The 24263-nt window shown below is 65.1% G+C and carries 26 protein-coding genes; 10 read left to right on the plus strand and 16 right to left on the minus strand.

What is annotated here, in order from left to right; all coding sequences use genetic code 11:
• Positions 1 to 7: 7 nt before the first annotated feature.
• The 8 genes from J2W94_RS11050 to J2W94_RS11085 all read right to left on the minus strand — a co-directional run bounded on the left by J2W94_RS11050 (position 8) and on the right by J2W94_RS11085 (position 7087).
• Complete coding sequence (locus J2W94_RS11050; RefSeq protein ID WP_310093156.1) at positions 8 to 1435, minus strand: FAD/NAD(P)-binding protein; 1428 nt, start codon at positions 1433 to 1435, stop codon at positions 8 to 10.
• A gap of 168 nt (positions 1436 to 1603) precedes the next feature.
• Positions 1604 to 3052, minus strand: a complete 1449-nt coding sequence (gene cls / locus J2W94_RS11055; protein WP_310093157.1) for a cardiolipin synthase — start codon at positions 3050 to 3052, stop codon at positions 1604 to 1606.
• 96 nt (positions 3053 to 3148) lie between these two features.
• Positions 3149 to 3313: a 50S ribosomal protein L33 gene (rpmG, locus tag J2W94_RS11060; RefSeq protein WP_310093158.1), complete on the minus strand. Its 165-nt coding sequence runs from the start codon at positions 3311 to 3313 to the stop codon at positions 3149 to 3151.
• Between the two features lie 11 nt (positions 3314 to 3324).
• Positions 3325 to 3561 carry a 50S ribosomal protein L28 gene (gene rpmB, locus J2W94_RS11065; protein WP_093288990.1) on the minus strand — a complete coding sequence of 79 codons (237 nt, stop codon included), beginning with the start codon at positions 3559 to 3561 and terminating at the stop codon, positions 3325 to 3327.
• A 319-nt stretch (positions 3562 to 3880) separates the two neighbouring features.
• Complete coding sequence (locus tag J2W94_RS11070; RefSeq protein WP_310093163.1) at positions 3881 to 4804, minus strand: ParB/RepB/Spo0J family partition protein; 924 nt, start codon at positions 4802 to 4804, stop codon at positions 3881 to 3883.
• Complete coding sequence (locus tag J2W94_RS11075; RefSeq protein WP_310093165.1) at positions 4805 to 5605, minus strand: ParA family protein; 801 nt, start codon at positions 5603 to 5605, stop codon at positions 4805 to 4807.
• Between the two features lie 155 nt (positions 5606 to 5760).
• Entirely contained in the window at positions 5761 to 6405 is a 645-nt protein-coding gene (gene rsmG / locus J2W94_RS11080; RefSeq protein WP_310093167.1) for a 16S rRNA (guanine(527)-N(7))-methyltransferase RsmG, read from the minus strand.
• A gap of 94 nt (positions 6406 to 6499) precedes the next feature.
• Positions 6500 to 7087, minus strand: coding sequence for a 4'-phosphopantetheinyl transferase family protein (locus J2W94_RS11085; protein ID WP_310093169.1), 588 nt, complete (start codon positions 7085 to 7087; stop codon positions 6500 to 6502).
• A 239-nt stretch (positions 7088 to 7326) separates the two neighbouring features.
• On the opposite strand from J2W94_RS11085, the gene J2W94_RS11090 reads away from it, so the two are divergent.
• Complete coding sequence (locus J2W94_RS11090; RefSeq protein ID WP_163839314.1) at positions 7327 to 7584, plus strand: GlsB/YeaQ/YmgE family stress response membrane protein; 258 nt, start codon at positions 7327 to 7329, stop codon at positions 7582 to 7584.
• Between the two features lie 160 nt (positions 7585 to 7744).
• Here J2W94_RS11090 and xth read toward each other — a convergent pair whose 3' ends face one another.
• Positions 7745 to 8509 (minus strand): exodeoxyribonuclease III, encoded by a 765-nt coding sequence (xth, locus tag J2W94_RS11095; protein WP_310093174.1) that lies wholly within the window; start codon positions 8507 to 8509, stop codon positions 7745 to 7747.
• Between the two features lie 113 nt (positions 8510 to 8622).
• Entirely contained in the window at positions 8623 to 10032 is a 1410-nt protein-coding gene (locus J2W94_RS11100; RefSeq protein WP_310093177.1) for a coniferyl aldehyde dehydrogenase, read from the minus strand.
• Positions 10033 to 10082: 50 nt separating this feature from the next.
• Between J2W94_RS11100 and J2W94_RS11105 the strand changes: the two genes are divergently transcribed.
• Positions 10083 to 10616, plus strand: coding sequence for a gamma carbonic anhydrase family protein (locus tag J2W94_RS11105; RefSeq protein WP_310093179.1), 534 nt, complete (start codon positions 10083 to 10085; stop codon positions 10614 to 10616).
• Positions 10617 to 10863: 247 nt separating this feature from the next.
• Entirely contained in the window at positions 10864 to 11775 is a 912-nt protein-coding gene (locus J2W94_RS11110; RefSeq protein ID WP_310093181.1) for a DUF2167 domain-containing protein, read from the plus strand.
• A gap of 41 nt (positions 11776 to 11816) precedes the next feature.
• On the opposite strand, the gene J2W94_RS11115 is transcribed toward J2W94_RS11110, so the two are convergent.
• Positions 11817 to 12086: a YkgJ family cysteine cluster protein gene (locus J2W94_RS11115; protein WP_310093183.1), complete on the minus strand. Its 270-nt coding sequence runs from the start codon at positions 12084 to 12086 to the stop codon at positions 11817 to 11819.
• 179 nt (positions 12087 to 12265) lie between these two features.
• Between J2W94_RS11115 and J2W94_RS11120 the strand changes: the two genes are divergently transcribed.
• From J2W94_RS11120 to J2W94_RS11150, 7 genes are all read left to right on the plus strand, one after another.
• Positions 12266 to 12946, plus strand: a complete 681-nt coding sequence (locus J2W94_RS11120; protein ID WP_310093185.1) for an RDD family protein — start codon at positions 12266 to 12268, stop codon at positions 12944 to 12946.
• The gene (locus J2W94_RS11125; protein WP_310093187.1) at positions 12943 to 13947 is read left to right on the plus strand and encodes a stage II sporulation protein M; all 1005 of its coding nucleotides are present in this window, start codon (positions 12943 to 12945) and stop codon (positions 13945 to 13947) included. Before J2W94_RS11120 ends, J2W94_RS11125 begins: the two co-directional genes overlap by 4 nt.
• Positions 13937 to 15514: a DUF4129 domain-containing protein gene (locus J2W94_RS11130; protein ID WP_310093189.1), complete on the plus strand. Its 1578-nt coding sequence runs from the start codon at positions 13937 to 13939 to the stop codon at positions 15512 to 15514. Before J2W94_RS11125 ends, J2W94_RS11130 begins: the two co-directional genes overlap by 11 nt.
• Positions 15511 to 16692: a DUF4350 domain-containing protein gene (locus J2W94_RS11135; RefSeq protein WP_310093191.1), complete on the plus strand. Its 1182-nt coding sequence runs from the start codon at positions 15511 to 15513 to the stop codon at positions 16690 to 16692. Before J2W94_RS11130 ends, J2W94_RS11135 begins: the two co-directional genes overlap by 4 nt.
• The gene (locus J2W94_RS11140) at positions 16689 to 17711 is read left to right on the plus strand and encodes an AAA family ATPase (RefSeq protein ID WP_310093194.1); all 1023 of its coding nucleotides are present in this window, start codon (positions 16689 to 16691) and stop codon (positions 17709 to 17711) included. Before J2W94_RS11135 ends, J2W94_RS11140 begins: the two co-directional genes overlap by 4 nt.
• A 163-nt stretch (positions 17712 to 17874) precedes the next feature.
• Positions 17875 to 19173: a DUF58 domain-containing protein gene (locus J2W94_RS11145; protein WP_310093198.1), complete on the plus strand. Its 1299-nt coding sequence runs from the start codon at positions 17875 to 17877 to the stop codon at positions 19171 to 19173.
• Between the two features lie 81 nt (positions 19174 to 19254).
• Positions 19255 to 20307, plus strand: coding sequence for a DUF4380 domain-containing protein (locus tag J2W94_RS11150; protein WP_310093202.1), 1053 nt, complete (start codon positions 19255 to 19257; stop codon positions 20305 to 20307).
• Positions 20308 to 20336: 29 nt separating this feature from the next.
• Here the strand turns inward: J2W94_RS11150 and J2W94_RS11155 are convergent, their stop codons facing one another.
• The 5 genes from J2W94_RS11155 to hemB all read right to left on the minus strand — a co-directional run bounded on the left by J2W94_RS11155 (position 20337) and on the right by hemB (position 24137).
• Complete coding sequence (locus J2W94_RS11155) at positions 20337 to 21116, minus strand: ThuA domain-containing protein (protein ID WP_310093205.1); 780 nt, start codon at positions 21114 to 21116, stop codon at positions 20337 to 20339.
• Positions 21117 to 21345: 229 nt separating this feature from the next.
• Positions 21346 to 21813 (minus strand): DUF695 domain-containing protein, encoded by a 468-nt coding sequence (locus J2W94_RS11160; protein WP_310093208.1) that lies wholly within the window; start codon positions 21811 to 21813, stop codon positions 21346 to 21348.
• 42 nt (positions 21814 to 21855) lie between these two features.
• Positions 21856 to 22233, minus strand: a complete 378-nt coding sequence (locus J2W94_RS11165; protein WP_310093209.1) for a hypothetical protein — start codon at positions 22231 to 22233, stop codon at positions 21856 to 21858.
• A 10-nt stretch (positions 22234 to 22243) separates the two neighbouring features.
• Positions 22244 to 23086 (minus strand): shikimate dehydrogenase, encoded by an 843-nt coding sequence (gene aroE / locus J2W94_RS11170; protein WP_310093211.1) that lies wholly within the window; start codon positions 23084 to 23086, stop codon positions 22244 to 22246.
• 55 nt (positions 23087 to 23141) lie between these two features.
• Positions 23142 to 24137 (minus strand): porphobilinogen synthase, encoded by a 996-nt coding sequence (gene hemB / locus J2W94_RS11175; protein WP_310093213.1) that lies wholly within the window; start codon positions 24135 to 24137, stop codon positions 23142 to 23144.
• Positions 24138 to 24263 lie beyond the last annotated feature (126 nt).

A 24263-nucleotide genomic window follows, 5' to 3' on the forward strand; every position in this document is an offset into this window, starting at 1 on the left:
TCGCGACTTACGCCCAGAAGGAAGTCCCCTTGGGGGACGTCGCTCCTACCGGCACCTGCGGAAGCGCCAACAGCCGTCGCGCGGCGTTCTCCGCCTGCCCACGCAACTCGGGCACGGCGATGCTTTCCCACAGCCGGCCGATGCGGAGGCTGCCGACCACGATGACGTCGGGCAGCGCTTCGCCTTCGGCATTGACCACATCGCCGTCGCTGGCGGTGTCGATGCCGATGCCGTGCGGACCGGGCCGGGCGTTGCCTTTGCCCAGAAGATCGGAAAGCAGCGGATTGCGCATCAATTGCGCGCGCATCTCCACGCCGGTGGCGTTGACGATGCGGTCCACATCGAGTTCCTGCGTGCGCCGGTCGCGCATCATCAAGGTGACACGGATGCGCTCCCCTTCGCGGTTCACCGTCTGCAGGCGGCCGCGGTGCAGACGTAGCTGGCCGCTGGCCTGCAGCGCTTCGAGTTGTGCATGCACTTGCGGCGCGATGCGGTGGCGGTGCACGTCCCAGTAGCGCACCGCGTGCCGCAGGAAACGCCGCTGGTCGTCGTGCGAGAGCGTGCGCCACAGGTTCTGCACCAGCGGACGCGCGCTTTCCATCACCGCCTGCCATGGCAATCCCTGCCGGTCCGCCTCGCTGGCCGCTTTTCGCAGGACGTGCATGCGCTGGCGCAACGGCATCGCCAGCAGCGCCCCGGCATCGAAATCGGCCACCGCATGCTTGGTGTGCGCAAGCGGCAGCAGCGCGTGCCGCGACAGCACGTGCACGCGGCCGCGATGGCCGTTGGCGACCAGACTCAGCACCGTGTCGACCATGCTCAACCCGGAACCGGCGATGCAGATTTCCGCATCGGCGGGTATCTGCTTGATCGCATCGAAGTCCCAGGCTTCCAGAACCGAATGTCTAGGCAATCCGGATGCGCCGCGGGCGGGCAAGGGTTTGGGATTGTTGCCGACCGCCATCACCATGCCGCGGGCGCGGATCGCGCTGCCCGATTCGAGTTCCAGCCGCAGTACGCCGTCGGCGTCGTCCAGGCCGGTCACCCTATCCTGCAGCACTTCGAAATGCGCGGAAGTGGTTTCGCGCGCACGCTGCAGGCGATCGCGCAGGTAATCGCCGTAGTGCCTGCGCTGCGCGTACGACACCGCGATCGCGTCGCGCGCGTGCTCGCCTTCGCGCGCCACCAGAAAATCCACGAAATCGTCCGGCTTGTCGTCGAACGCGCTCATTCTCCGTGCCGGTACGTTGAGCAGATGTTCGGCATGGGTGGTGGCGTAGGCCACGCCTTGCGCCAGCCGCGCGGTGGGTTCGATCAACACGATGCGGATGCCGGCGTCGGCCAAATGCAACGCATGGATGGCCGTGAGTACGCCCCCCGCACCGCCGCCGATGATGGCGATATCGAAAGGGCGGGACGGGAGCTGAGTCGTCATCGCGATATTGTAGAGGATGGCTTGCGACGCTTGAGCTTTGCCCCCTTTGACAAAGGGGGCTACGGGGGATTTGCTCTTGATCTTGCTTGAAAGCAAAAAGCAAATCCCCCTCAATCCCCCTTTTGACCAGCCGTTCGGCTGTTGAAAAGCGCTGCAAAGGGGAAGGTATTACATCAGCGAGTCGGCCAGACGCGCGATCCCTTCTCGGCTGCGCTTCCAGGCGGCGCGGCGTCGCCAGGTCTCCAGGGTGATGATGTCCGCGTGGGCGAGATAGTCGGCTTCCACCTCGCGCATGCGCGCGACCACGCCGCGGTCGTAGCAGAGCAGGCCGATCTCCGCGTTCAGCGCGAAGGATCGGATGTCCAGATTGATCGAGCCGACCAGCGCGATTTCGTCGTCCACGCTCAAATGCTTGGCATGGAGAAAGTGCGGACGATACAGCGCGATCCTCACCCCGCTGGCCAACAGCTCGTCGTAGTACGAGTCCTGCGCCCATGCCGTGAGTCGCTGGTTGTTGCTGGCCGACAGGATCAACTGCACCTCCACGCCCGACAGCGCGGCGATGCGCAGCGCGCTCAAAGTGGCGTCGTCGGGGACGAAGTAGGGCGTGGTCAGCACCAGCTTGCGCTGGGCAAGATGGATCAGCGCGTTGACCGTGTCGCGCGCGTTCTCGAACGGATAGGCCGGGCCGCTGGGCAGCAATTGCATCGCGATATTGGCGCCGCTCGCCGCGGGCACGGGCTTCACCTGCAGCCGTTGTCCGGTTTCGATATACCAGTCGCTGGCGAACACGCCCTCCAGATGCGCCACCACCGGGCCCTCCACGCGCGCCACCAGCTCCCGATTAGGGAAGCCGCGCACGAAATCCGGCGCGGCCAGGTTCTGCGACCCCACGTAGCCGGCGCAGCTGTCGATCACCGCGACCTTGCGGTGGTTGCGCAGATCCATGCGCCCGCTGCGCCGCCAGCGCAGCCCGCCCGGCAGCATCACGTGCACCTCCACGCCGGCCTTGCGCAACCGCCGCGCGTAGCGGCGCAATCCGCGTTTGGCGCCAACCGCATCCAGCAACAACCGGCACTGCACGCCGCGCGCCGCGGCGCGTTCCAGCGACTGGCACACGGCTTCGCCGACGGCATCGTCGAACAGCAGGTAGTACAGCAGATGCACGCGCTCGCTGGCGCCGTCGATGTCGGCCAGCAGCGCCTTCAACGAAGCCGCGTAATCGTCGAGCAGTTCGATGTCGTTGCCGTGGGTCGGCATGAAGTCGCCCAGCCTTTCCACCAGCGGCACCATTTCGCTGGCGGTATCGCTGCCATGCGGCAACCAGCGTAGCGCGCCGTGCGGCGCTTGTTCCTCGCGGATCACACCCGAGGCCAGGGTCTGCCGCCGCACGCGTTCCCTGGATAGCCAGGGATGACCGAACAACAGATACAGCGGCAGACCCACCAGCGGCAGAAAGCCGACCAGCAACAGCCAGCTGCGCGCCGCCGCCGGCGTGGTGCGGGTGGGAATCCACAGCAGCGCCGCCAGGCGGATCACCCAGTCCAACGCCAGCAGCCACACGCCGGCGGAAAAGGGCGTGACCCATTCCGCGAACTGGTGGAGAAACGAGTTCATGACCCGATTCTGCGGGCTGGCGCAGAAAACAAAAAGCCCGCCATGAAGGCGGGCTTTTGCGGAACGGATGGATCAATCATCAGCGCATGGCGCGGATTATTTAATCTTGCCTTCCTTGTACATCACGTGCTTGCGCACCACGGGATCGTACTTCTTCATCTCCATCTTGCCCGGAGTGTTTTTCTTGTTCTTGTCCGTGGTGTAGAAGTGGCCCGTATCGGCCGAGGAAATCATGCGGATCTTGTCGCGTTTGCCTGCCATGTCTTATCTCCTCAGACCTTTTCGCCGCGCGCGCGCAGCTCAGCCAGAACGGAGTCGATGCCGTTCTTGTCGATGGTGCGCAGCGAATGCGCGGAAACCTTCAGCTTGATCCAGCGGTTTTCGCTGGCGACCCAGAAACGGCGCTCGTGCAGGTTGGGCAGGAAGCGGCGACGGGTTTTGTTGTTGGCGTGGCTGACGTTGTTACCCGTCATCACACGCTTGCCGGACACTTGGCATACGCGGGACATTACGCACCTCGATAGTGTTGGTTGCCCTCCTTAGCCAGGAGAACGGCGGCCCCGACGGATCACCTGGAACAGGTGCGGCCATCGCGCGATACGGGTCAAAAATGCTGCTGCCGGGGCGGGCCGGAATCGCACTTCCGGGCGCAAATCCGGATCAAACCGGACGCAGCGAGCCGCGCATTATGCCCGGCTTCCCCTTGTGGCGCAAACACTTACGGAAGGAGGATGTTGCGGGAGCGGCGTCCCGCCACGAGCTCTGGCTCGCCTGTCTAAAGCAGGATCAGGAGCTCGCGGCGGGACGCCGCTCCCACGGCGGCGGCATTCAGGCTGGAGTGGCCGATCCCCGCAACCGCTCCAACACCCCGTCCAGGGTGTCCAGATCGGTGTAGTGGATCACCAGCTTGCCCTTGCCGCCGCGGCCATGGGCGATGCTGACCTTGGTGCCCAGGGATTCGGACAGTTCGGTCTCCAGCGAGGCGATGTCGGCTTGAGGCGCGGCCTTGCCGGGCTTGGCTTTGCGGCCGCTGTTGACCGGCACCTTGCCTGCAGCGAACTGCTGGGCACGGTGCTCCACTTCGCGCACCGACCAGCCCTGGTCGGCGGCCTCGGCGGCCAGTTTGCTGGCCAGATCCGGCGAAAGGGTCAGCAGGGCGCGGGCGTGGCCCATCTCCAGGCGGCGCGCTTCCAGCAGGGTACGGATGGCCGGCGGCAGTTCCAGCAGGCGCAGTAGATTGGAGACCGCGGCGCGGGAACGGCCCACCGCTTCGGCGGCCTCGGCATGGGTCAGGGAGAATTCGCCGATCAGGCGCTGCAGGGACTGCGCTTCTTCCAGCGGGTTGAGGTCTTCGCGCTGGATATTCTCGATCAGCGCCATGGCGATGACGGTGCGGTCGTCCAGGTCGCGGACCACCACCGGCACATCGGCCAGGCCGGCTTCCTGCGAGGCGCGCCAGCGGCGTTCGCCGGCCACGATCTCGAACTTGCCGGGCGATAGCTCGCGCACCACGATCGGCTGGATCACGCCCTGGGCCTTGATCGACTCGGCCAGCTCGCTCAGCTTGGCCGGATCCATGCCCATGCGCGGCTGGTACTTGCCGGGCTGCAGCTGTTTGACCGGGATCTGACGCAGGCGTTCGCCGGGCTGCGCCTCGGGTGGCGCGGTGGCGGCCGCTTTGGGGCCGAGCAGTGCTTCCAGGCCACGGCCCAGGCCGCGCTTTTTCGCCGGCGTTTGTTTGGGTGCGGACATTTACGCGTTCTCCAGATATTTCGCTTGCTGTTTGTTGCGGTCGGCCTGTCGGCGCAGGATCTCGCCGGCCAGGCCCAGGTAGGCGACGCCGCCGCGCGAGGCCCGGTCGTAGCCGACGATGCTCTGGCCGTGGCTGGGCGCCTCGGCCACGCGCACGTTGCGCGGCACGATGGTGCGGAACACCTTGTCGCCGAAGTGCGTGATCAACTCGCCGGAGACCGCGTTGGCCAGATTGTTGCGCACGTCGAACATGGTGCGCAGCACGCCTTCCACTTCCAGGTCCGGGTTCAGGCGCGCCTTCAGCGCTTCGATGGTTTCCATCAACGCACTGAGTCCCTCCAGCGCGTAGTACTCGCACTGCATCGGCACCAGCACCGAGTCGGCCGCGGTCAGCGCGTTGAGCGTCAGCAGCGACAGCGCCGGCGGGCAGTCGATGAGGATGAAGTCGTAGTCGTCGCGCAGCGGATCCAATGCGACCTTGAGGCGTTGCTCGCGGCCTTCGATCTCCATCAGCTGGATCTCGGCGGCGGTCAGGTCGATGTTGCCCGGCATCAGGTCGAAGTCTTCCGGCGTCTTCACGATCACCGAGCGCGCATCGGCTTCCTGCAGCAGCACGTCGTAGCTGGAAGCTTCCAGCTCGCGCTTTTCGATGCCGCTGCCCATGGTGGCGTTGCCCTGCGAGTCCAGGTCCACCAGCAGCACGCGCTTGGGCGCGCGCGCCAGCGCGGCGGCCAGGTTGACAGCGGTGGTGGTCTTGCCGACCCCGCCTTTCTGGTTGGCGATGGCGATGATGCGGGCCATGCGTGGGCTGCCTCGTGGAACCGTCGTGGGTCGGGGATTATGCGGGATGAAGCGTGGAACTTTGGGGGAATCGCCGCTCAGCTTTGGATTTTGGGCGGATCGCCGCTTCCGCCATAGGGGCCAAGGCCTTGTCCGCTATGGAAAAGAACGGCGGATCAATCGTCGCGCTGGATGATCGCCAGGTGGCGTTCGCCGACGAGGCCGGGGACGGCCAGAGGATGCACGGTCGAGACCTTCCAGCCCCTGGGCAAGGCGGCGATTTCCTCTTCCGGCCGTATGCCTTTCATGGCCAGCAGCTTTCCGCCTGGCTTCAGCAGGTGCCCACCCACCTCGATTATTCCCGCCAGCGTATCCAGTGCGCGAGCGGTGATGGCGTCGTAGGCGCCCGGTTGGTCCAGCGCTTCGGCGCGGGATTCGGCCACGCGCGCGTTGGCCAGACCCAGCGTGCGTACGGCTTCGCGCAGGAAGCGGGCCTTCTTGCCGTTGCTTTCCACTAATGTGACCTGCAGTCCCGGCTTGGCGATCGCCAGCGGGATGCCGGGCAGGCCAGGGCCGGTTCCCAGGTCGGCCAGCGCCTCGTTTTCGACGAAGGGATGCATCGCCAGCGAATCGAGCAGGTGACGGGTCACCATCTCGCGCGGGTCACGGATCGCGGTGAGGTTGTAGGTGCGGTTCCAGCGATCCAGCAGGGCCAGGTAGGCGAGCAGCGGCGGCGACAGCGCGTCGGTATCCAGGCCCAAGGAGGTCAGGCCGTGGCTGAGATCGTCGCGCAGCGCTTGAGGAAAGGAAGGAGTATTCATCGCCCTCAGTATCGCAGACGACCCACCTATGATCGTAGGAGCGACGTGAGTCGCGAAGGGTTTCCCCGGGGTCTAATCGCGACTTACGTCTCTCCTACGTCGTTCCTACGCCGCGCCATGCCAGCGCAGCGTGGTAGCCGGGCAAGGGCGTCCATTCGCGCAAGGTCCAATCCTGCGGTCGACCGAGCGCCAAGTCGCAGTGGATCAGTTGCAGATCATTGCCCGTTTCGGCGAACACCAATTTCTCCAGTCCGAACGACAAGCCCTTGCCATGGGCCTTGAGCACCGCTTCCTTCGCGCACCACAGGCGCACGAAGGAGAACTCCATCGTGTCTTCGTCCTGAGTAGCCAGCCAACGCACTTCGTCGGGATGGAAGAATCGCTGCGCGAGTTGCCGTGCGCGTGGACGCGGCCGGAGCTGTTCGATATCCACGCCGAGTTGGACCGATTCCCCCAGCGCCAGCAGCAGCGCATCGCCGCTGTGGCTCCAGCCCGCGTCGTAGCTTTGATAGGGCGGCCCCAGCAAAGGACGGCCTTCGTTGCCGCGGGACAGGGGCAGGTCGTCGTCGTCGCATCCCAGCGCCTCGCAAAGCAGAGGGCGCACATAGGGTTCGCCGCGTTCGCGCCGGGGGTGACGCAACAACCACAGGCGAACAGGGGTTTCGGGGGGCAGGTTCGGCATGCGCACCAATGTAGCCGATGGCACCTTGGCGCCTCACATTTTTCTGCTGCGCGGCGGCGTGCAAGCGCGGCTGGTTTGCGCTATCTAGCAAGGCAACAGGGAGAGGGCCCCACCAGGACGCGGGTTAACAGTGGCTTCACATGGCGAAGCCTTAAATCGTTTCAGTTGAGAAGTTGCGTTCAACTGTTCCTGCATAGATGCGGGAGCGCCCTTCCACGAAGAAGCAAGGAGTACGCTCGATGAATTTCCTGATTTATCTGATTGTTGGCGGTATCGCGGGCTGGTTGGCCAGCATCGTGATGAAACGCGATGGCTCGCAAGGCATCATCCTCAACGTCATCGTCGGCATCATCGGCGGTTTCCTCGGCGGCTGGCTGTTGCCGCAGATCGGTTTCGGTCTGGGTGGCGGCACGCTGGGTTTCCTGATCACCGCATTCATCGGTGCAGTTGTCCTGCTATTGATCATCAACCTGTTTACGCGCGGAAAAGCGCGCTAGACGTTTTCGCTGCGACCGCGTGCGCGATTAAGACGCACCCATGGTTCGTGGCACCGCAAAGGCCCGGCAATGCCGGGCCTTTGTTCGTCTGGCCGACGTAGGGCGGGCACTGCCCGCCGCTCTCCGCGCGAACTGCATGGCGGGCAATGCCCGCCCTACATTAGGCCAAGGCCACCCACGCCGGCGCATGATCGCTGGGGCGTTCCCAGGTGCGCGGTTCGCGGTCGATGCCGGCCGCGTTCGTTTCACGCAACGCATCGGACACCAGGGTCAGATCGATGCGCAGCCCCAGGTCGCGACGGAAACCGGCCATGCGGTAATCCCACCAGCTGAACACGCCGCCGGCCTCGTTGTGCAGGCGGTAGGCATCATGCAGCCCCAGCGCATACAGACGCTTGAGCGCATCGCGCTCGGCGGTGGAGGTGAGGATATGCGAGTCGTTCCATATCGTTGGGTCGTGCACGTCGCGGTCGTCGGGCGCGATATTGAAATCGCCCAGCACCACCAGTTTCGGATGGGCGCGCAGCTCCTGTTCCAGCCACGCGTGCACCGCTTCCAGCCAGCGCAGCTTGTAGGCGTACTTGTCGGTGCCCACGTCCTGGCCATTGACCACGTACAGATTGACGATGCGGACGTCGCCCACCGTCGCGGCGATCACGCGCTTCTGCTCGTCTTCGAAATTGGGAATGCCTACCTGCACGTCGCTCGCCGGCAGCCGCGACAGCAGGGCCACGCCGTTGTAGGTCTTTTGGCCGGCGAACACGCTGCGATAGCCGGCTTCGGCCAAGACGGTGTCCGGGAACTTGTGGTCTTCCAGCTTGGTTTCCTGGATGCCCACCACGTCGGGCGCGAACGCGCCCAGCCACTGTTGCAGATGCGGCAGCCGCACGTTGAGAGAGTTGACGTTCCAGCTGGCGATTTTCATCTTGGTCCTCCGTGGGAGCGGCGTCCCGCCGCGAGCTTTTCCAGCATTCCTGCGTGCGCATGCGAGAGCTCGCGCCGGGACGGCGCTCCCACACCCACACACAGGTGGAGAGCTTAGCGGATGATGAAATCGATGAAGCGCGCCACTTTCGAATAAGGCGGTTTGAGCATGTCGCTGCCCGCGCGCCGCGGCTGCCACAGGATCGGCAACGCCTTGCTGAAGGCGTCGAAACCCGCACGCCCGTGATACGCGCCCATGCCGCTGGGTCCGATACCGCCGAAGGGCAGGTTGTTGATGCCGAAATGCAGCACGGTGTCGTTGACGGTAACGCCGCCGGCCAGGGTGTTGCGCAGGATCTTCTCCACGCTGTCGCGATTGTGGCTGAAGGGGTACAGCGACAACGGCCGGTCGTGCGCGTTGACGTAGGCGATGGCCTCGTCGAGGGTGCGGTAGGACTTGATGGGCAGGATCGGCCCGAAGATCTCTTCCTGCATCACCTTGGCGTCCTCGCTCGGCTCCAACACCACCGTGGGTGGAAACAGGCGTTGTTGCGCATCGCCGTTCTCGGCCAGCGGCAGCACTACCAGGCCGAGCGCATGCGCGTCGTCCAGATAGCCTTGCAGGCGGGCGTACTGGCCATCGTTGATGATGCGGGTGTAGTCGCTCGAATCGGCCAAGGTGCCGTAGCGCGCGCGGACCTGTTCGCGCAGCGCCTCGGCCAATGCCGGTGCGCGGCCTTCGTCGATCAGCACGTAATCGGGCGCGATGCAGGTCTGCCCGCCGTTGAACCATTTGCCGGTTGCCAACCTCGCGGCGGCCTGTTCGAGCGGAAAGTCCGCACATACGATGGCCGGCGATTTGCCGCCCAGTTCCAGCGTCAGCGGGGTCAGGTGGGGCGCGGCGGCGGCCATCACCTTGCGGCCGACCGCGGTGGAACCGGTGAACACCAGATGGTCGAACGGCAACGCGGCGAATGCGCCGGCCACCTCCGCTCCGCCGGTCGCCACCGCGACGCGGTCGGCGGGGAATACCTCCGCCAGCAAGCTGCGCAGGAAGCCGGTCGTGTTCGGCGTGTGCTCGGACGGTTTCAAGTAGACGTGGTTGCCGGCGGCGATGGCGGTGGCCAACGGAATCAGCGCCAGATTGACCGGATAGTTCCAGGGCGCGATCACGCCGACCACGCCCACCGGTTCCGGCCGGATCTCCGCGCGCGCCGGCCAGAAGCGCCAACCCACGCCCACGCGCTTGGGTTTCATCCATTTGCGCAGATGGCTGCGCAGATGGTCGATCTCGTTGAGTACGGTCATGCCGTCGGCGATCAGGCTTTCGTGCCGCGAACGATGGCCGAAGTCGCTGGCGATGGTCTCGGCCATCTCTTCCAGTCGGCGTTTCAAGGCATCGCGCAGTCGTTGCAGATCGGCCCGACGCTGCTCGTAATCCGGGCGTTTGCCTTGCCAGGCAGTACGCAGACGGGTCAGGGTGGGTTGCAGTTCGGTGCTGGAAGTGTCGGCGAAAGTATCCATACGCCGCAGTGTAGTCGGGCCTCCGCTCGGCTGCCCATTACAATGCAAGGATGACCGCACTACGCCCCTATCTTGGCCGGCTTCCCACCCTTGGCCAGCGTGTTTACGTGGACCCGGCCGCCACCGTGATCGGCGACGTGGAGCTGGGCGACGATGTTTCCGTCTGGCCGGGCACCGTCATCCGTGGCGACGTGAACCATATTCGCATCGGTGCGCGCACCAACGTGCAGGACGGCACCATCATTCATGTCAGCCACCACAGCCCGTACAACCAGGCTGGCTATCCGACCCTGATCGGAGAGGACGTTACTGTTGGCCACGGCACCATCATCCACGCTTGCAGCATCGGCGACCGCTGTCTGATCGGCATGGGCGCCTGCATCCTCGACGGCGCGAAAGTGGAGGTCCACGGCTTCGTCGGCGCCGGCGCGGTCATTGGCCCGGGCAAAGTGGTGGGCGAAGGCGAACTTTGGCTGGGCAACCCCGGGCGGTTCGTGCGCAGGCTAAGCGATAAGGAAATCGAAAGCCTGCTGTATTCGGCGCAGCACTACGTGCGGTTGAAGGACCAGTACCTGAGCGCGTAGGTCGGGGCCACGTCCCCAACGCTCTCGTAGGGCGGGCATTGCCCGCCACTTTTGCACGTCGCGAAAAGCCGGCGGGCCGTGCCCGCCCTACGCTTTCGTAACCATCAGGCTGCATTCCGTTGGATCGTGGCCGTCATGCGTCGGGGGCGTAGCCCCGACCTACCTCGGCGCCGGCCCCGTTGCGTCCGGCCGGAGGTCACGCGACACTGGCGTACGGGCATGGGGATGCCCAATCACGGAGCGATAAATGATGAAGGCGATGATTCGTGGCCTGCTGGCCACGTTGTGCGTGGGGTTGGCCCTGTCTGCAGCCGCGCAGGCACCGGAAGAGGGAACGGGGTCGGGGAAGACCCCAGAGCAGTTCGTCGCTTCGTTGCATTTCAAGGACGGAGAGATCGCGGTACCGCAAGCCAAGGCGCACTTCCGGCTGACGTCGGCCTTCCATTACCTGGAACAGGCCGACGCGCGCCGCGTATTGGAAGAGCTGTGGGGCAATCCTCCGGACGAGAGCGTGCTGGGCTTGATCGTGCCGGCCACTCCGACCTTGGTGGACGATAACAGCTGGGCAGTGGTGGTGACTTATTCCGACGACGGCTACGTCTCCGACGAGGACGCCGCCAAGATCGACTACCAGGAAATGCTGGAGGAAATGCAGCAAGGCACCAAAGACGAGAACGCCGCGCGCAAGGAGGCGGGCTACGGCACCGTCGATCTGCTGGGTTGGGCCGTGGCGCCGCGCTACGACGCCGCCAGCAAGAAAATGTACTGGGCCAAAGAGCTGAAGTTCGACGAGGCCAAGGACAACACGCTGAACTACGACATCCGCGTGCTCGGCCGTAACGGCTATCTGAGCCTCAATGCCGTCTCCAACATGTCCGAGCTGGGACTGGTGCAGACCGGCATGCAGCAATTGTTGCCGATGACCGAGTTCGACGCGGGCGCGCGCTATGCCGACTACGACTCTTCCACCGACAAGGTGGCCGCCTATGGCGTGGCCGCGCTGATCGGTGGCGGATTGGCGGCCAAGGCCGGGCTGTTCGCCAAGCTGGGGTTGATCCTGGCCAAGTTCTGGAAGCTGGGTCTGATCGCTTTCGTCGGCCTGGGCGCGCTGATCAAGAAAATGTTCGCCGGCAAGCGTGAAAAAGGCGCGGTCAGCTGACCGCAGACAACGGTTCAACGCCTACGCCGCCGAGCTCGTTCCTAGGGTTCGGTGGCGGCTTCCAGATGGCCGAGGAACGCAAGCGCCTGCGTCTGGCTGTTTCCGCACATCTCCATCGACGGCCGCAGCGAGACGCAGAACGCCGGCCGTTCGGGCTTTCCGAACAACCGGCAGCGCAGATCATCGTCCAGTTGCACGCAGCGCACTCCGGCCGGCTTGCCCAGCGGCATCCCGGGGATGGGCGAGGTGATCGACGGCGCGATGCAGCAGGCGCCGCAATGGTGGCGGCAGGGGAATGGGGTCTGGGTCACCGCCACAGTTTAGTCATGCTGGGCAAGGTGGGGATTCGCGGCTAAAGTCGACGCTGGCGGGAACAGGAAACAGGAACGCGCATGGCGCGCAAAGAATATTCGCGGACTGGATTCCGCCGTTCGCAACGCTTGACAGGATCGGGTCTCCGCGCCGCCTTACCCGGTTGGGTCGGCGTCTGATGCTGGATACCTATCGCGAAGTGATTACGCCCGAAGGCGTGGCCCTGCACCTGCCCGTCGCCGGCCCCGTGCCGCGCGCGGTGGCCTGGGGCATCGATCTGGCCATTCGCCTGGGCATCCTGATGCTGGTCGGCACTGTGCTGGCCTTGCTGGGCGCGGCCGGCCAGGGCCTGTACCTGATCCTGCTGTTCCTGATCTTCTGGACGTACCCGATCCTGTTCGAAGTGCTGTGGGACGGACAGACGCCCGGCAAGAAAGCCATGTCGCTGCGCGTGGTGAACGGCGATGGCGCGCCGGTCGGCTGGCTGGCCGCGATTACCCGCAACCTGCTGCGCACCGTGGACATGTTGCCGTTCGGCTACGCCGCCGGACTGATCGCCTGCCTGGCCGATCCGCATGCGCGACGCCTGGGCGACATGGTCGCCGGCACCCTGGTGGTGCACAACGAACGCGAACGCGATCCTGCGGCGGCGCCGGTGAACGCGGTGATCGCGCCCAGCGCCGGCCTGCAGCCGGCCGAGCAGGCGGCCGTGGTGGCTTTCGGCGAGCGCGCACCGCTGTTGACGCCCGCGCGACAGGAAGAGCTGGCCAATATCGTCGAACCCTTGACCGGCAGCCGCGGCCAGGGCGGCGTGCTGCGCTTGTACGGCATGGCCAACTGGCTGCTGGGGCGGCGATGAGACAGGAACAATTCGTCGCCCGCCATCAACGCGAATGGCAGTTGTTCGAACACTGGCTGGAAACCCGCGGCGATGCGCGCCATGCGCTGGCCGAACGCAATATCGGCGAGATCGGCGACGAGGATATTCCCGCGCGTTATCGGCGCCTGTGCCAGCAACTGGCGCTGGCGCGTAAGCGCGGCTACAGCCCGGTGGTGACGGCACGGTTGCAGGCGTTGATGCAGCGCGGCCATAACTTGCTGTACCGCACGCCGGCGCCGCGCTGGCAGCGCGCGGTCGAATTCCTACTCGCCGATTTCCCGCGCCTGGTGCGCAGCGAAGCGGCGTGCATGTGGGCGGCGCTGGCGTTATTCGTGGTGCCGCTGGTGACGATGTTCGTCTTGCTGCAGTTCTATCCGGAGCTGATCCACGGGTTGATGAGTCCGCAAGAAGTGGCGCAACTGGAGCGCATGTACGACCCCTCCGATGATCGCCACAAGCTCGGACGCGATAGCGGCAGCGACTGGTACATGTTCGGCGTCTACATCATGAACAACATCAGCATCGGCCTGCGTACCTTCGCCAGCGGCCTGCTGGCCGGCGTGGGCACGATTCTGGTGCTGATCTTGAACGGCGTGGGCATCGGCGCGGCATTCGGTCATCTGCAGCAGATCGGTTCGGGCGATCCGCTGTGGCGCTTCGTTGCTGGCCACGCGCCGTTCGAACTGACCGCCATCGTGCTCGCGGGCGGCGCGGGATTGCGATTGGGCTTCAACCTGATCGCGCCGGGGCAGCGTCGCCGCATCGATGCGTTGATCGTGGCCGGCAGAAAGGGCGCCAAGCTTTGCCTGGGCATCGCTTTCATGCTGCTGGTGGCCGCTTTCATCGAAGCGTTCTGGTCTTCGACGCAATCCATTCCGGCATCGATCAAGTACACGGTATCCGGCGTACTGTGGACGCTGGTATTCCTGTGGTTGTGGCGCGGCGGTCGCCATCTGCCGGGAGACCCGGATGCGTCTTGAGCAGATGACCGTGCACCTGCGCTCGCGTTCGGCGTGGGAGGCGGTGGAACTGGGCAGCGCGCTAGTGCGTCGGCATGCAGCGGCTATCTGGAAGCCGTGGCTGCTGGTGACCTTGCCGCTCTTCGTCGCGCTCAATGCTGCCGCCTGGGCCATCGATTCCATCTGGCTGGCCGGTCTGTTGATGTGGTGGCTGAAGCCGGTCTTCGACCGCATTCCGCTGTTCGTGATCTCCCGGGCGACGTTCGGCGCCACGCCCGACGTGAGCGACACGCTGGCGGCGCAGATGCGTTGGGGGTGGAAGCCGTTGCTTCACTACCTCACCTGGCGACGCTTCAGTCCGGCGCGCTCTCTCTACCTGCCCATCGATCTGTTGGAGGGCGTGCAGGGCGCGCGGTTGCGCGAGCGTCGGCGGGTGCTGGGCAGTGCGGTCTACGGCAACGCTGCGTTGCTGACGCTGGTCTGCATCAATTTCGAAATCGCGCTGGCGCTGGCCAGTGTGGCCCTGGTATTCCTGTTCGTTCCCATGGAATACCTGCCGGAAACCATGCGCGCCGCGTGGTCGCTCGCCATCGATCAGCCGCCGTGGTGGGTGCAGGTAGGCAGCAATCTGGCGGGCTGGGTCGCTACCTCGGTGATCGAACCCTTCTTCGTCGGTGCCGGCTTCGGCCTCTATCTCAACCGTCGTACCCAGATCGAAGCCTGGGACGTGGAAATCGCCTTCCGCAAATTGCGTGCACGGCTGACTGCGGCCGCCACACCCTTTGTCCTAGCGTTGTTCCTGGTCGGCGCCGGCCTGCCGATGCTGCGCGCGCAGGAAGCCACACCGGCACCGGACTCAGCGAAAGCGTTCACCTGCCCCATCACGGTTCCGGAGGAGCCCAAGAAGACCGACGAACCGCCGACGCTGCCGATCGTGTTCGGCGAACAGCGCGTGGACGAAAATCGTTTCAGCAAAGCCGTGGACCAGGCCTATCGCGATCCCCTGCTCGACTCAAAACGCAAGCAGGTGACGTGGGAGAAGCGGGACAAGACCAAACCCAAGCCGCCGCAGCAACGCGATATGTCATGGTTGTCCGGCTTTGGCGCGATGTTCGCCTTCCTCGCCGAATGGGGCTTGTGGATCCTGGTGGGCGGCTTGGTGATGATCCTGCTGCTGACCCTGCGCCACTGGCTGCCGTGGATGCGCGGTTCGCTGCGTCGGCGCAAGCCGCTGCCGGTGGAAGTGGAAACCGAGGCCTTGCAGCTCCCCGAGATCCTGCCCGACAACGTGCCGGCCGAAGCGCGCCGGTTGTGGGCGCAGGGCAAGCCGCGCCATGCACTGGCGCTGTTGTATCGCGCCAGCGTGGAAACCATGGCCCAGCGCGCGGAAGTCGCCTTACCCCCCGGCGCCACCGAATCCGAATGCCTGCGCGCGTCGCGGCGAATGCCCGACAGCGAAGACCGCAGCTTGTTCGCGCGCATGGTGCGGGTATGGCAGTACGCGGCCTACGCGCAACAGCTGCCGGCGCAAGAAGAGTTCGACGATCTGCTGTCCACCCTGCAGCGACGCTACCGGTGGGCGACATGAGCCGGCTGCGCTCAGGCGCGCGCATCGCGCTGATCGTGTTGCTGGCCGCAGCCGTAATTGGCGGCGGCGTGACCTGGTTCCTGCACACCTACGAGAAGGTGGAGCGCGAAATCGCACTGCCGCCGCGCGGCGAAGCCGGCTACAACCCGCTGTATGCGCTGAAGAAAGCGTTGCAGGCCGACGGACTGAAGGTCGAGTCGCGCCAGCGCCTCAATCTGGCCACGCAGAAACTCGGCGCGCACGACACGCTGTTGATCCTCAACGACCCACGCAGCATGACGCCGGTGGAGTCGCGCCGGTTGCTCGAATGGGTGGCAGGCGGCGGCCATCTGCTGCTGCGCACGCCGCCTGAGAGCAGCGGCAACGAAGAAACCTCCGTCCCCATCCTGGAAGCGCTGGGCATCCTGCTGACGGAAGATTCCCCCGAATGCGAACCGCTGCAAGTGGAGGGCCAGGATCATCACGTCGAGTTCTGCAATGGCCGCCGCTTCTTCTTCAATGAAGTCGAGCCCGAGCTGTCTTGGGGCGATCTGCAGGCCGCCTATGTGTACGCGCGGCTTGCGCACGGCAAAGGCCATGTCGATGTGCTAGCGGACTTCGACTTCCTCACCAACAACGGGAACATGGAAGGCGCTTCGCTACTGGCCGGCGCCAGCAAGTCCGGCGGCCTGCGCGATGGTCCGCATCGCGCACTGGCACGACAGGTGCTGGCGCCCAACTACGGCCAGGGTACCGTGCATCTGGTCTACGCCGCACAGATGCCCTCGCTGTTGCGCACGGTGCTGACCCAAGGCTGGCCGGTGTGGGCGCCGCTGCTGCTCGCGCTGCTGGCCTGGCTCTGGCTGCGCATGCAACGCTTCGGCCCGCTGCGGCCGTCGCCGCCGACCGAACGACGTTCGTTGCTGGAACACGTGCGTGCCAGCGGCGAACACCTGTTCCGCTATAACAGGCGCGCCTTGCTGTACGCGGCGGTGCGGAATTCCTTCCTCGCCCGCCTGCGCCGCCGCGATCCAGTGGCCGCGGCGTTGACCGGCGAAGCGCAGATCAGTGCGATCGCCGAGCGCCTGGGCATTTCCGCCGACAGAATAAGAACCGCCCTGCAACCGCCGTCCTCGCACGACAAACCCGCCTTCCGCGACCGCATTTCCACTTTGATCCAGCTGAGAAACCGCATATGAACGATGACACCCAGTTCGTTTCGCAAGCCGCTTCACAAGCCGCTTCGAGCGCAGGTTCGATCACCGGCGAAGCGTTGGCCGAGCGCGCCGCCGCCGTGCGCGAGGAGGTTTCCAAAGCCTTCATCGGCCAGCCGGAAGTGCTGGACCAGATCCTGATCGCGCTGCTCGCCGGCGGCCATGTGCTGATCGAAGGCGTTCCCGGCCTGGGCAAGACGCTGCTGGTGCGCGCGCTGGCGCAGGCGCTGGAGCTCAACTACGCGCGCGTGCAGTTCACTTCCGATCTGATGCCCAGCGACGTCAGCGGCCACGCGGTCTACGACCCTAAGACCGAGAGCTTCAAGATCCGCCGCGGCCCGGTGTTCACCAACCTGCTGCTGGCCGACGAAATCAACCGCGCTCCGGCCAAGACCCAGTCCGCGTTGCTGGAAGTGATGCAGGAAGGGCAGGTCACGATCGAAGGCAAGCCCTTCGAGCTGTCGCCGCCCTTCCTCACCCTGGCCACGCAGAATCCGGTGGAACAGGAGGGCACGTATCCGCTGCCGGAAGCGCAGTTGGACCGCTTCCTGCTGAAGATCCTGATCGACTATCCGCAACTGGCCGACGAAAAACGCATGGTCGATGCCATCACCACCGGCCGTAGCGCGGGCGATTTCGACCTCTCTCAGGTGCGCCGCGTACTCGGCGCCAGCGACATCGTGGCCATGCAGCGCGGCACCGCCGAGGTGATCGTGGATGAGCAGGTGATCGACTACGCGGTGCGGATCGTGGCCGCCACGCGCAAGTGGCCGGGCATCTCGCTCGGCGCCGGTCCGCGCGGCAGCATCGCACTGGTGCGTGCCGCGCGTGCGCAGGCGGTGCTGCAAGGCCGCGACTTCGTCACCCCCGACGATGTGCGCGAAATCGCCAAGCCCGCGTTGAGGCACCGCATCACTTTGGCGCCGGAACTGCAGATCGAAGGCCAATCGCCCGACGACGCATTGCATGCGCTGCTGGCCAAGGTGGAAGCGCCGCGTAAATGAAGTGTCCGGCGTTAATGATCCCGCCCCTCCCCCTGCGAAGGCAGGGGGAGGTTGGGAGGGGGTGCTGTCTGGAGTCCTGCTTTCCTAGCGCCCACTCAACCCCTCCCCATCCCTCCCCTGCCTTCGCAGGGGAGGGGGCTGATCCTCTTGCAGGGTTGTTTCCATGAGGCCCGCACCACTCCTCATCGCGTTGCTGGCGCTATGGGGCCTGTCCGGCCTCGCGGTGCTGTTCGCGGGGGTGCCTTTGCTTGCCTGGCAGTCGACGGGTGCGGGTATCGCTCTGCTCGCGATAGGCGATGCCTTGCTCCTGCGCCGCCGGGAAACCCCGCAGGTGTCGCGCGAGATTCCCGAAGCGCTGCCGCTGGGGATCGAACGCGACGTCACCTTGCGCGTGGAATCGATGTCGCGCCAGCGCGTCGACCTGTTCGACCTGCATCCCGGCGCGTGGCCCGCGCAGGGTCTGCCGCAACGCCTGAAGCTGGCGCCGGCCACCGCTTCCACCTTCAGCTACCGTCTGCGTCCCACCGCGCGCGGCGATGCGACCTTCGCCGGCGTGCAGCTGCGCATGGCTTCGCCGCTGCGCTTGTGGCGTCAATCGCGCATCGCCGGCGAGCCGCAACGGGTGCGCGTGTATCCCAACTTCGCACCGCTGACCAAGTTCGCGCTATTCAGCGCCGAACAGGCCTCCCGGCTGGTCGGCGCGCACCTCAAGCGTCGCCGCGGCGAAGGCACCGACTTCAACCAGATGCGCGAGTACCGCGTCGGCGACAGCCTGCGCCAGATCGACTGGAAGGCGACCTCGCGCTCGCGCAAGCTGATTTCGCGTGAATACCAGGACGAGAAGAACCAGCAGCTGGTGATGATGGTGGACACCGGCCGCCGCATGATGGCGCAGGAAGGCGAGTTGGCCCATTTCGATCATGTGCTGAATGCGACGCTGGTGGTGTCCTACCTGGCGCTGCGCCAGGGCGACGCGGTCGGCCTGTTCGCCAGCGGCGGCGAATCGCGCTGGGTCGCACCCAAGCGCGGCATGGCAAGCATCGACACCTTGCTGCGCGCCAGCTACAGTCTGCAGCCGCAACCGGTGGCCACCGATTACCTGGCCGCCGCGACGGAGCTGTCGGTGCGCCAGCGCAAACGTTCGCTGGTGATGCTGGTCACCAACGTGCGCGACGAAGACATCGAGGACCTGCTGGCCGCGGTGCGTCTGCTGCAGAAGCGGCATCTGGTCTGCGTCGCCAGCCTGCGCGAACGCGCGCTGGACGAAGCGATGACCGAGGAAGTCGGCGACCTGCCCGGCGCCATCCGTGCCGGCGCCCTCGCGCGTTACCTGGAACAACGCACCGCCGCGCACGACAAGCTGCGCAGCCACCGGGTCATGGTGCTGGATGTCGCCAGCGAAGAACTTCCTGCGGCACTGGTGGAGCGCTATCTGGCGGTCAAGCGGGACGGCTTGCTGTAATCGTGCTCCACGCGCGCGATGTTTTCCGGCGGCAGCGGTAGGATCGCCCTAGCATCACGCGAACCATCGGGAGCGGGTCCAATGAAATCATGGCTGGCGATAGCCGCACTCTGCATGCCGCTAACCGTTTCGGCGGTCGAAACCGTTCGCCTTGAGAACGGGCTTATCGCACTGGAAGTCACCCCAGAACTGGGAGGGCGCGGCCTGGCGTTTTCGCTCAAGGGTCGCCCTAACTTGCTGAAGACCGGCGAGGCGTTGACCACTCGACCCAAACCCGAAGTCAGCGCAACCGCCGACGACATCGGCTACCTCGGCCACGATGTGTGGGTAGGGCCGCAAAGCCAGTGGTGGGTGCATCAGGACGCCAATCCCGTGCGGCGCGAGGGCCGGGCCAATTGGCCGCCGGATCCGTTCCTGGCTTTCGCCGACACCCGCATTCTGGAGAGAACGCCGACGCGTCTGGTCCTGGAAGGTGTGGACAGCCCGGTCTCGGGCGTGCGCCTGCACAAGACATTCCAGTTGTCTACCGCCAGGCCGGATACCGTGGAAATCCGCGCGACCGCACGCAACATCCGCGATACCGACATCGCTTGGGACCTGTGGTTCAACACGCGCACTCCGTCGTATACGCGCGTGTACGTGCCGGTGGCTGGCGACAAGGACGTGCGCGTGCAGTCAGCCACCGAGCAGGGCATAGAGCCCGTGCTGCCGCGCGTGGAGCGCGGCCTGTTCTCGCTGGATCGGTCGGTGCTTCCGAAAGGAATGAGCGCCCGGCGCGGCAAGGTTTTGATCCAACCCTCCGCGGGCTGGATGGCAGGATTCGCCAGTGGCCAGCTCTTCCTGATCCGGTTCCCGCATCACCCTCGTTCGCTAATCCATCCCGAGCAGGGTCAGGTGGAGCTTTACCTGGATGATCGCGCGGATACGGCCGCAGGCCTGTTGGAAATGGAGGTGCACGCACCGTACCGCACGCTCAAGCCCGGCGAAGAAATGGAAGCGGTGGAGTGGTGGACGGCGATGCCGTACGACGGACCGGATACGCGCGAGGCGCAGGTGGCGTTCCTGTGTGGAGAAGCGGCGGAGCGAATGGAGCTTTTAGATCTCTGCGCTGACCGCAAGACAGTCGCGCCGTAGCCGGCGATGCAAGCGAAGCAAGATGCGGCCTACCGAGGCGGTGTTTCAGCGACGATGCCGCGTCCCGTAGCCGCCCAGTACAGGCCGCCATACAGGTGTTCCAGGTAATGGGTGTCGTTGTACAGTTCCGGCGTATGCCCTAGTGCGGTGACGAACACCCGGCCGCCGTCATAAGCGTGGTACCAGGCGATGGGATGGAATTTCCCCATGCCTTTGGCAACCTGTCCGGGCCAGATGCGGGTGGGGTCATAAGTGCTTTCGTCCACCTGCAGCACGGTGCGTAGTTCCGGGGTCAGGTCCGGGCCGAATTCGTACCACTCGTCCGTCCACAGCCAGCGATCAGGCAGGCCGAAGGTCGCCGGGAAGCCGCGGTCTTCCACTTGCACGACCGCCGTCTGCACCATGGGATGAATGCGGAATGGCCTGCCGATCAGGCGCTCGAACCATGGCCATTGACCCGCACTGGAAATCAACGCGCGATGCACCGCGACCACGCCGCCGCCCGCCTGCACGTAGGCCTGCAACCGCTGCCGTTGCTCGCCCTTCAGCTCTTCGCCCGGCGTGTTGAGAAAGACGATCGCCGCGTACTGCGAAAGATCGCCATCGAAGGCCGACGTGTTCCATGCCCAGGTCAGACCGAAGTCGTGCTTGCGCGCCAATCGCTCGAACTGCGGCTGCGCCACCACGGCATAGTCGTTGTGGTATTTGTTGGGAATGGCCGCGACCAGCACCTTGAACTGCTGCTGCGCCCGCGCAGGCGATGCGAACAACGCGAAAATCAGTACGAGTAGGGCGATTGATTTCCTCATGGCCCGATCGTAGCGCAAACATGACGAGCCGTATCGGTGTCGATGGTTTGATTTTCTTTCGTCACTTATTCCGTGTTCGCAACGAGGTATGCGGTTGCGAACTATCTCGTGTCGCGGTTCGGCGAAGATGCGGGAAGAATGACTTGATTGAGATGTATTTGGCCATGCTTCCTGCTGCCTACCGTCGAACTAAGTCGATTTGAGAATCAGGGTCGGCTGAAATGAATTGCTAGGAGTTATTGCCGGATGCCAATTGGAAGAGCTGGAAGTAGAAGCCTGCTTCGCGCCACTCGGCGTCGTGTTGCATCTTGAACTCCCAAAAACGGTTCTGCTCACTCTCCAGCAGCGCTTGCAGTGTGGGGTCGGCTACCTCAGGGTCGTGCACGCGAAAAGCGAGCTGCCTAAAACCATTCCAAGTGCTCCTGGCGAGAAAGATGCCGTTGTGGCCAACAATACTCTGCTCAATCTTGTCGCCCATTTGGAACAAGAGCAGGCTTTCATCGGGGCTTGGCATTCCGTTGTCAACGAGCTCCACCGCGTGAAGCGTCACCTCAAGGTGCCAGGAAAACATCTCTGTGTGCTCAAACGAGAGAAGCGCGTCATTGACCACCACCACTTCAGGCAAATCGTCACGCTGGCCATTGAACAGTGTGAAGTGCGGCTCGGGCACTACAATAGTTACGGAATCGTCGCTCATGATGTCCCGTTAACTAATAAGTAGATTTCAGTGTGCAGGGTATTACTTAGACAGCGCCTGCGGCTGATGCCCCACTTCCACCCTCGTCGCCTTGCACAACCCCCAAGCGATCATCACCAACCCCGCCAGCGACACGCAGTTGATCAACAGGCGCACCGCGCCCAGCCACGCGAAGATCGTGCCGATCCGGGCGGCGGAATCGACGGCGACGGAAGAGCTGATCACCCAGTTCTGGTAAAGCCCCACCGCAAGCTGCAGCACCGCGCAAGCCAGCATCAAGCCGATGCCGATCAGGCCCAGCTGCCTGGCCTTGCCCGGACGCGCTGCAGTCCACAGCATCGCCAGGGCGATGCCGCAGGCCAGCAATTCCGGAAGCGCATAGCCGAGCGTGGTCAAGGCCGGTATCAGGAAGGTATCCATGCTTTATTCCTCAGTCCGCCGTGACCAGAGACGCATCCTTGCCGCGCAGCGCGGCGTAGACCGGCGCGGTGTCGGGGCGCACGCCATGCCAGATTTCGAATGCCGCCGCTGCCTGTTCCACCAGCATGCCCAGGCCATCGACCATGTCGCGGCAACCCGCGGTGCGCGCCCAGGCTAGGAACGCGATGGCCGCTTCGCCGTAGTTCAGATCCACCGCCAGCGTGCGCGGCGTCGACAACTGGAACGGCAGCGAGAACTCCGTCGCACCGCTGCGCGATGCGGAGGTGGCGTTGACGATCAGCGCGAAGTCGCCTTCGTTGACCAGATCCTCCCAGTAGCGCGAATGCGCGCGTTCGGGTTCGCCCAGCGCATCGGCCAGGGCATCGGCGCGCTCGGGAGTGCGATTGGCGATGATCAGTTCGGAGACGCCGGCGTCGAGCAGCGCCGGCGCCACACCGCGCGCCGAACCGCCCGCACCCAGCAGCAGCGCGCGGCGTCCGCGCAGATCCAGGCGCAGGCGGCCGGTCAGATCGCGCACCAGGCCGATGCCATCGGTGTTGTCGCCATGCCACTGGCCGTCGTTGCGGGTCAGCGTGTTGACCGCACCGGCGCGTTGCGCTCGCTCGCTGGTCGCGCTGCAAAGCGCGAAGGCGGCTTCCTTCAAGGGCAGGGTGACGTTGGCGCCCCTGCCGCCGCCGGCCGCGAAAGCGTCCAAGGCCTGCATGAAGGCCTCCGGTGCCGCATCGACGGCGGTGTAGTTCAGTTCGATACCGGTCTGGCGCCCGAACGCGGCATGGATGCGCGGCGACAGCGAATGCGAAACCGGGTGACCGAAGACGGCGTAATGGCTCATGCGTGCTCCTCGTTGGAAATCCGTTGGAGCGGGCCCAGCCCGCGCCTACAAAGTACTACGCGTTGGCTTCCTTCAACCAGCGCGCCGCATCCAGCGCGAAATACGTGAGCACGCCATCGGCGCCGGCGCGCTTGAATGCCGTCAGCGCTTCCAGCACGCAGGCCTGTTCGTCCAGCCAGCCGTTGGCGAACGCCGCCTTCAGCATCGCGTACTCGCCGCTGACCTGATAGGCGAAGGTGGGCACGCCGAATTCGTCCTTCACCCGCCGCACTACGTCCAGGTAGGGCATGCCGGGCTTGACCATGACCATGTCCGCGCCTTCGTCGATGTCCAGAGCGACTTCATGCAGCGCTTCGTCCGAATTGGCTGGGTCCATCTGGTAGTTGTACTTGTTGCCCTTGCCCAGGCTGCCGGCGCTGCCCACCGCGTCGCGGAACGGGCCGTAGAACGCGGAAGCGTACTTGGCCGAATAGGCCATGATCCGCGTGTGCACGTGGCCCTCGCTTTCCAGCGCCTCGCGGATCGCGCCGATGCGTCCGTCCATCATGTCGCTGGGCGCCACGATGTCCACGCCTGCGCGCGCATGCGACAGGGCTTGCTTGACCAGCGCTTCCACGGTGATGTCGTTCATCACATAGCCGCTGTCGTCGATGATGCCGTCCTGGCCATGGGTGGTGAACGGGTCCAGGGCCACGTCGGTGATCACCCCCAGCTGCGGAAAACGCTGCTTGAGCGCGCGCACCGCGCGTTGGGCCAGGCCCTCGTCGTCCCAGGCGGCTTCAGCGCCCAGCGACTTGGCTTCCGGCGCGGTGACCGGGAACAAGGCCAGCGCGGGTACGCGCAATTCTGCGGCCTGTTCGGCCACTTTCAGCAATTCGTCGATCGACAGACGCTCCACGCCCGGCATGGAGGGCACCGCTTCGCGTCCGGGCAGTTCGTGCACGAACACCGGGTAGATCAGGTCGTTGGCGGTCAGCACGTGCTCGCGCATCAGCCGACGGGAAAAATCGTCGCGGCGCATGCGGCGGGGGCGGGTGTAGGGGTAGGCCATGGGTGCTCCTCAATCGATGCGTAAATGATACGCCTGTGGCATTGAGCCCCTCTCCCTGCGGGAGAGGGGTTGGGGTGAGGGTGCGGCGAAGTCAGCATGGTTCAGACGTCAGCTATTCCGCCGTAC

Source organism: Pseudoxanthomonas sacheonensis, from assembly GCF_031455975.1.
GTDB classification, from domain to species: domain Bacteria; phylum Pseudomonadota; class Gammaproteobacteria; order Xanthomonadales; family Xanthomonadaceae; genus Pseudoxanthomonas_A; species Pseudoxanthomonas_A sacheonensis_A.

Bases quoted from the DNA above. Each gene is read 5' to 3' on its own strand.
- J2W94_RS11135 (WP_310093191.1), top strand. From the start codon at position 15,511: ATGAGCCGGCTGCGCTCAGGCGCGCGCATCGCGCTGATCGTGTTGCTG.
- aroE (WP_310093211.1), bottom strand. From the start codon at position 23,086: ATGAGCCATTACGCCGTCTTCGGTCACCCGGTTTCGCATTCGCTGTCG.
- J2W94_RS11050 (WP_310093156.1), bottom strand. From the start codon at position 1,435: ATGACGACTCAGCTCCCGTCCCGCCCTTTCGATATCGCCATCATCGGC.
- J2W94_RS11120 (WP_310093185.1), top strand. From the start codon at position 12,266: ATGCTGGATACCTATCGCGAAGTGATTACGCCCGAAGGCGTGGCCCTG.
- J2W94_RS11150 (WP_310093202.1), top strand. From the start codon at position 19,255: ATGAAATCATGGCTGGCGATAGCCGCACTCTGCATGCCGCTAACCGTT.
- J2W94_RS11090 (WP_163839314.1), top strand. From the start codon at position 7,327: ATGAATTTCCTGATTTATCTGATTGTTGGCGGTATCGCGGGCTGGTTG.
- xth (WP_310093174.1), bottom strand. From the start codon at position 8,509: ATGAAAATCGCCAGCTGGAACGTCAACTCTCTCAACGTGCGGCTGCCG.
- J2W94_RS11105 (WP_310093179.1), top strand. From the start codon at position 10,083: ATGACCGCACTACGCCCCTATCTTGGCCGGCTTCCCACCCTTGGCCAG.
- J2W94_RS11075 (WP_310093165.1), bottom strand. From the start codon at position 5,605: ATGGCCCGCATCATCGCCATCGCCAACCAGAAAGGCGGGGTCGGCAAG.
- J2W94_RS11155 (WP_310093205.1), bottom strand. From the start codon at position 21,116: ATGAGGAAATCAATCGCCCTACTCGTACTGATTTTCGCGTTGTTCGCA.
- J2W94_RS11085 (WP_310093169.1), bottom strand. From the start codon at position 7,087: ATGCCGAACCTGCCCCCCGAAACCCCTGTTCGCCTGTGGTTGTTGCGT.
- rpmB (WP_093288990.1), bottom strand. From the start codon at position 3,561: ATGTCCCGCGTATGCCAAGTGTCCGGCAAGCGTGTGATGACGGGTAAC.
- rsmG (WP_310093167.1), bottom strand. From the start codon at position 6,405: ATGAATACTCCTTCCTTTCCTCAAGCGCTGCGCGACGATCTCAGCCAC.
- rpmG (WP_310093158.1), bottom strand. From the start codon at position 3,313: ATGGCAGGCAAACGCGACAAGATCCGCATGATTTCCTCGGCCGATACG.
- J2W94_RS11070 (WP_310093163.1), bottom strand. From the start codon at position 4,804: ATGTCCGCACCCAAACAAACGCCGGCGAAAAAGCGCGGCCTGGGCCGT.
- J2W94_RS11160 (WP_310093208.1), bottom strand. From the start codon at position 21,813: ATGAGCGACGATTCCGTAACTATTGTAGTGCCCGAGCCGCACTTCACA.
- J2W94_RS11145 (WP_310093198.1), top strand. From the start codon at position 17,875: ATGAGGCCCGCACCACTCCTCATCGCGTTGCTGGCGCTATGGGGCCTG.
- hemB (WP_310093213.1), bottom strand. From the start codon at position 24,137: ATGGCCTACCCCTACACCCGCCCCCGCCGCATGCGCCGCGACGATTTT.
- J2W94_RS11165 (WP_310093209.1), bottom strand. From the start codon at position 22,233: ATGGATACCTTCCTGATACCGGCCTTGACCACGCTCGGCTATGCGCTT.
- J2W94_RS11130 (WP_310093189.1), top strand. From the start codon at position 13,937: ATGCGTCTTGAGCAGATGACCGTGCACCTGCGCTCGCGTTCGGCGTGG.
- J2W94_RS11140 (WP_310093194.1), top strand. From the start codon at position 16,689: ATGAACGATGACACCCAGTTCGTTTCGCAAGCCGCTTCACAAGCCGCT.
- J2W94_RS11100 (WP_310093177.1), bottom strand. From the start codon at position 10,032: ATGGATACTTTCGCCGACACTTCCAGCACCGAACTGCAACCCACCCTG.
- J2W94_RS11125 (WP_310093187.1), top strand. From the start codon at position 12,943: ATGAGACAGGAACAATTCGTCGCCCGCCATCAACGCGAATGGCAGTTG.
- cls (WP_310093157.1), bottom strand. From the start codon at position 3,052: ATGAACTCGTTTCTCCACCAGTTCGCGGAATGGGTCACGCCCTTTTCC.
- J2W94_RS11110 (WP_310093181.1), top strand. From the start codon at position 10,864: ATGATGAAGGCGATGATTCGTGGCCTGCTGGCCACGTTGTGCGTGGGG.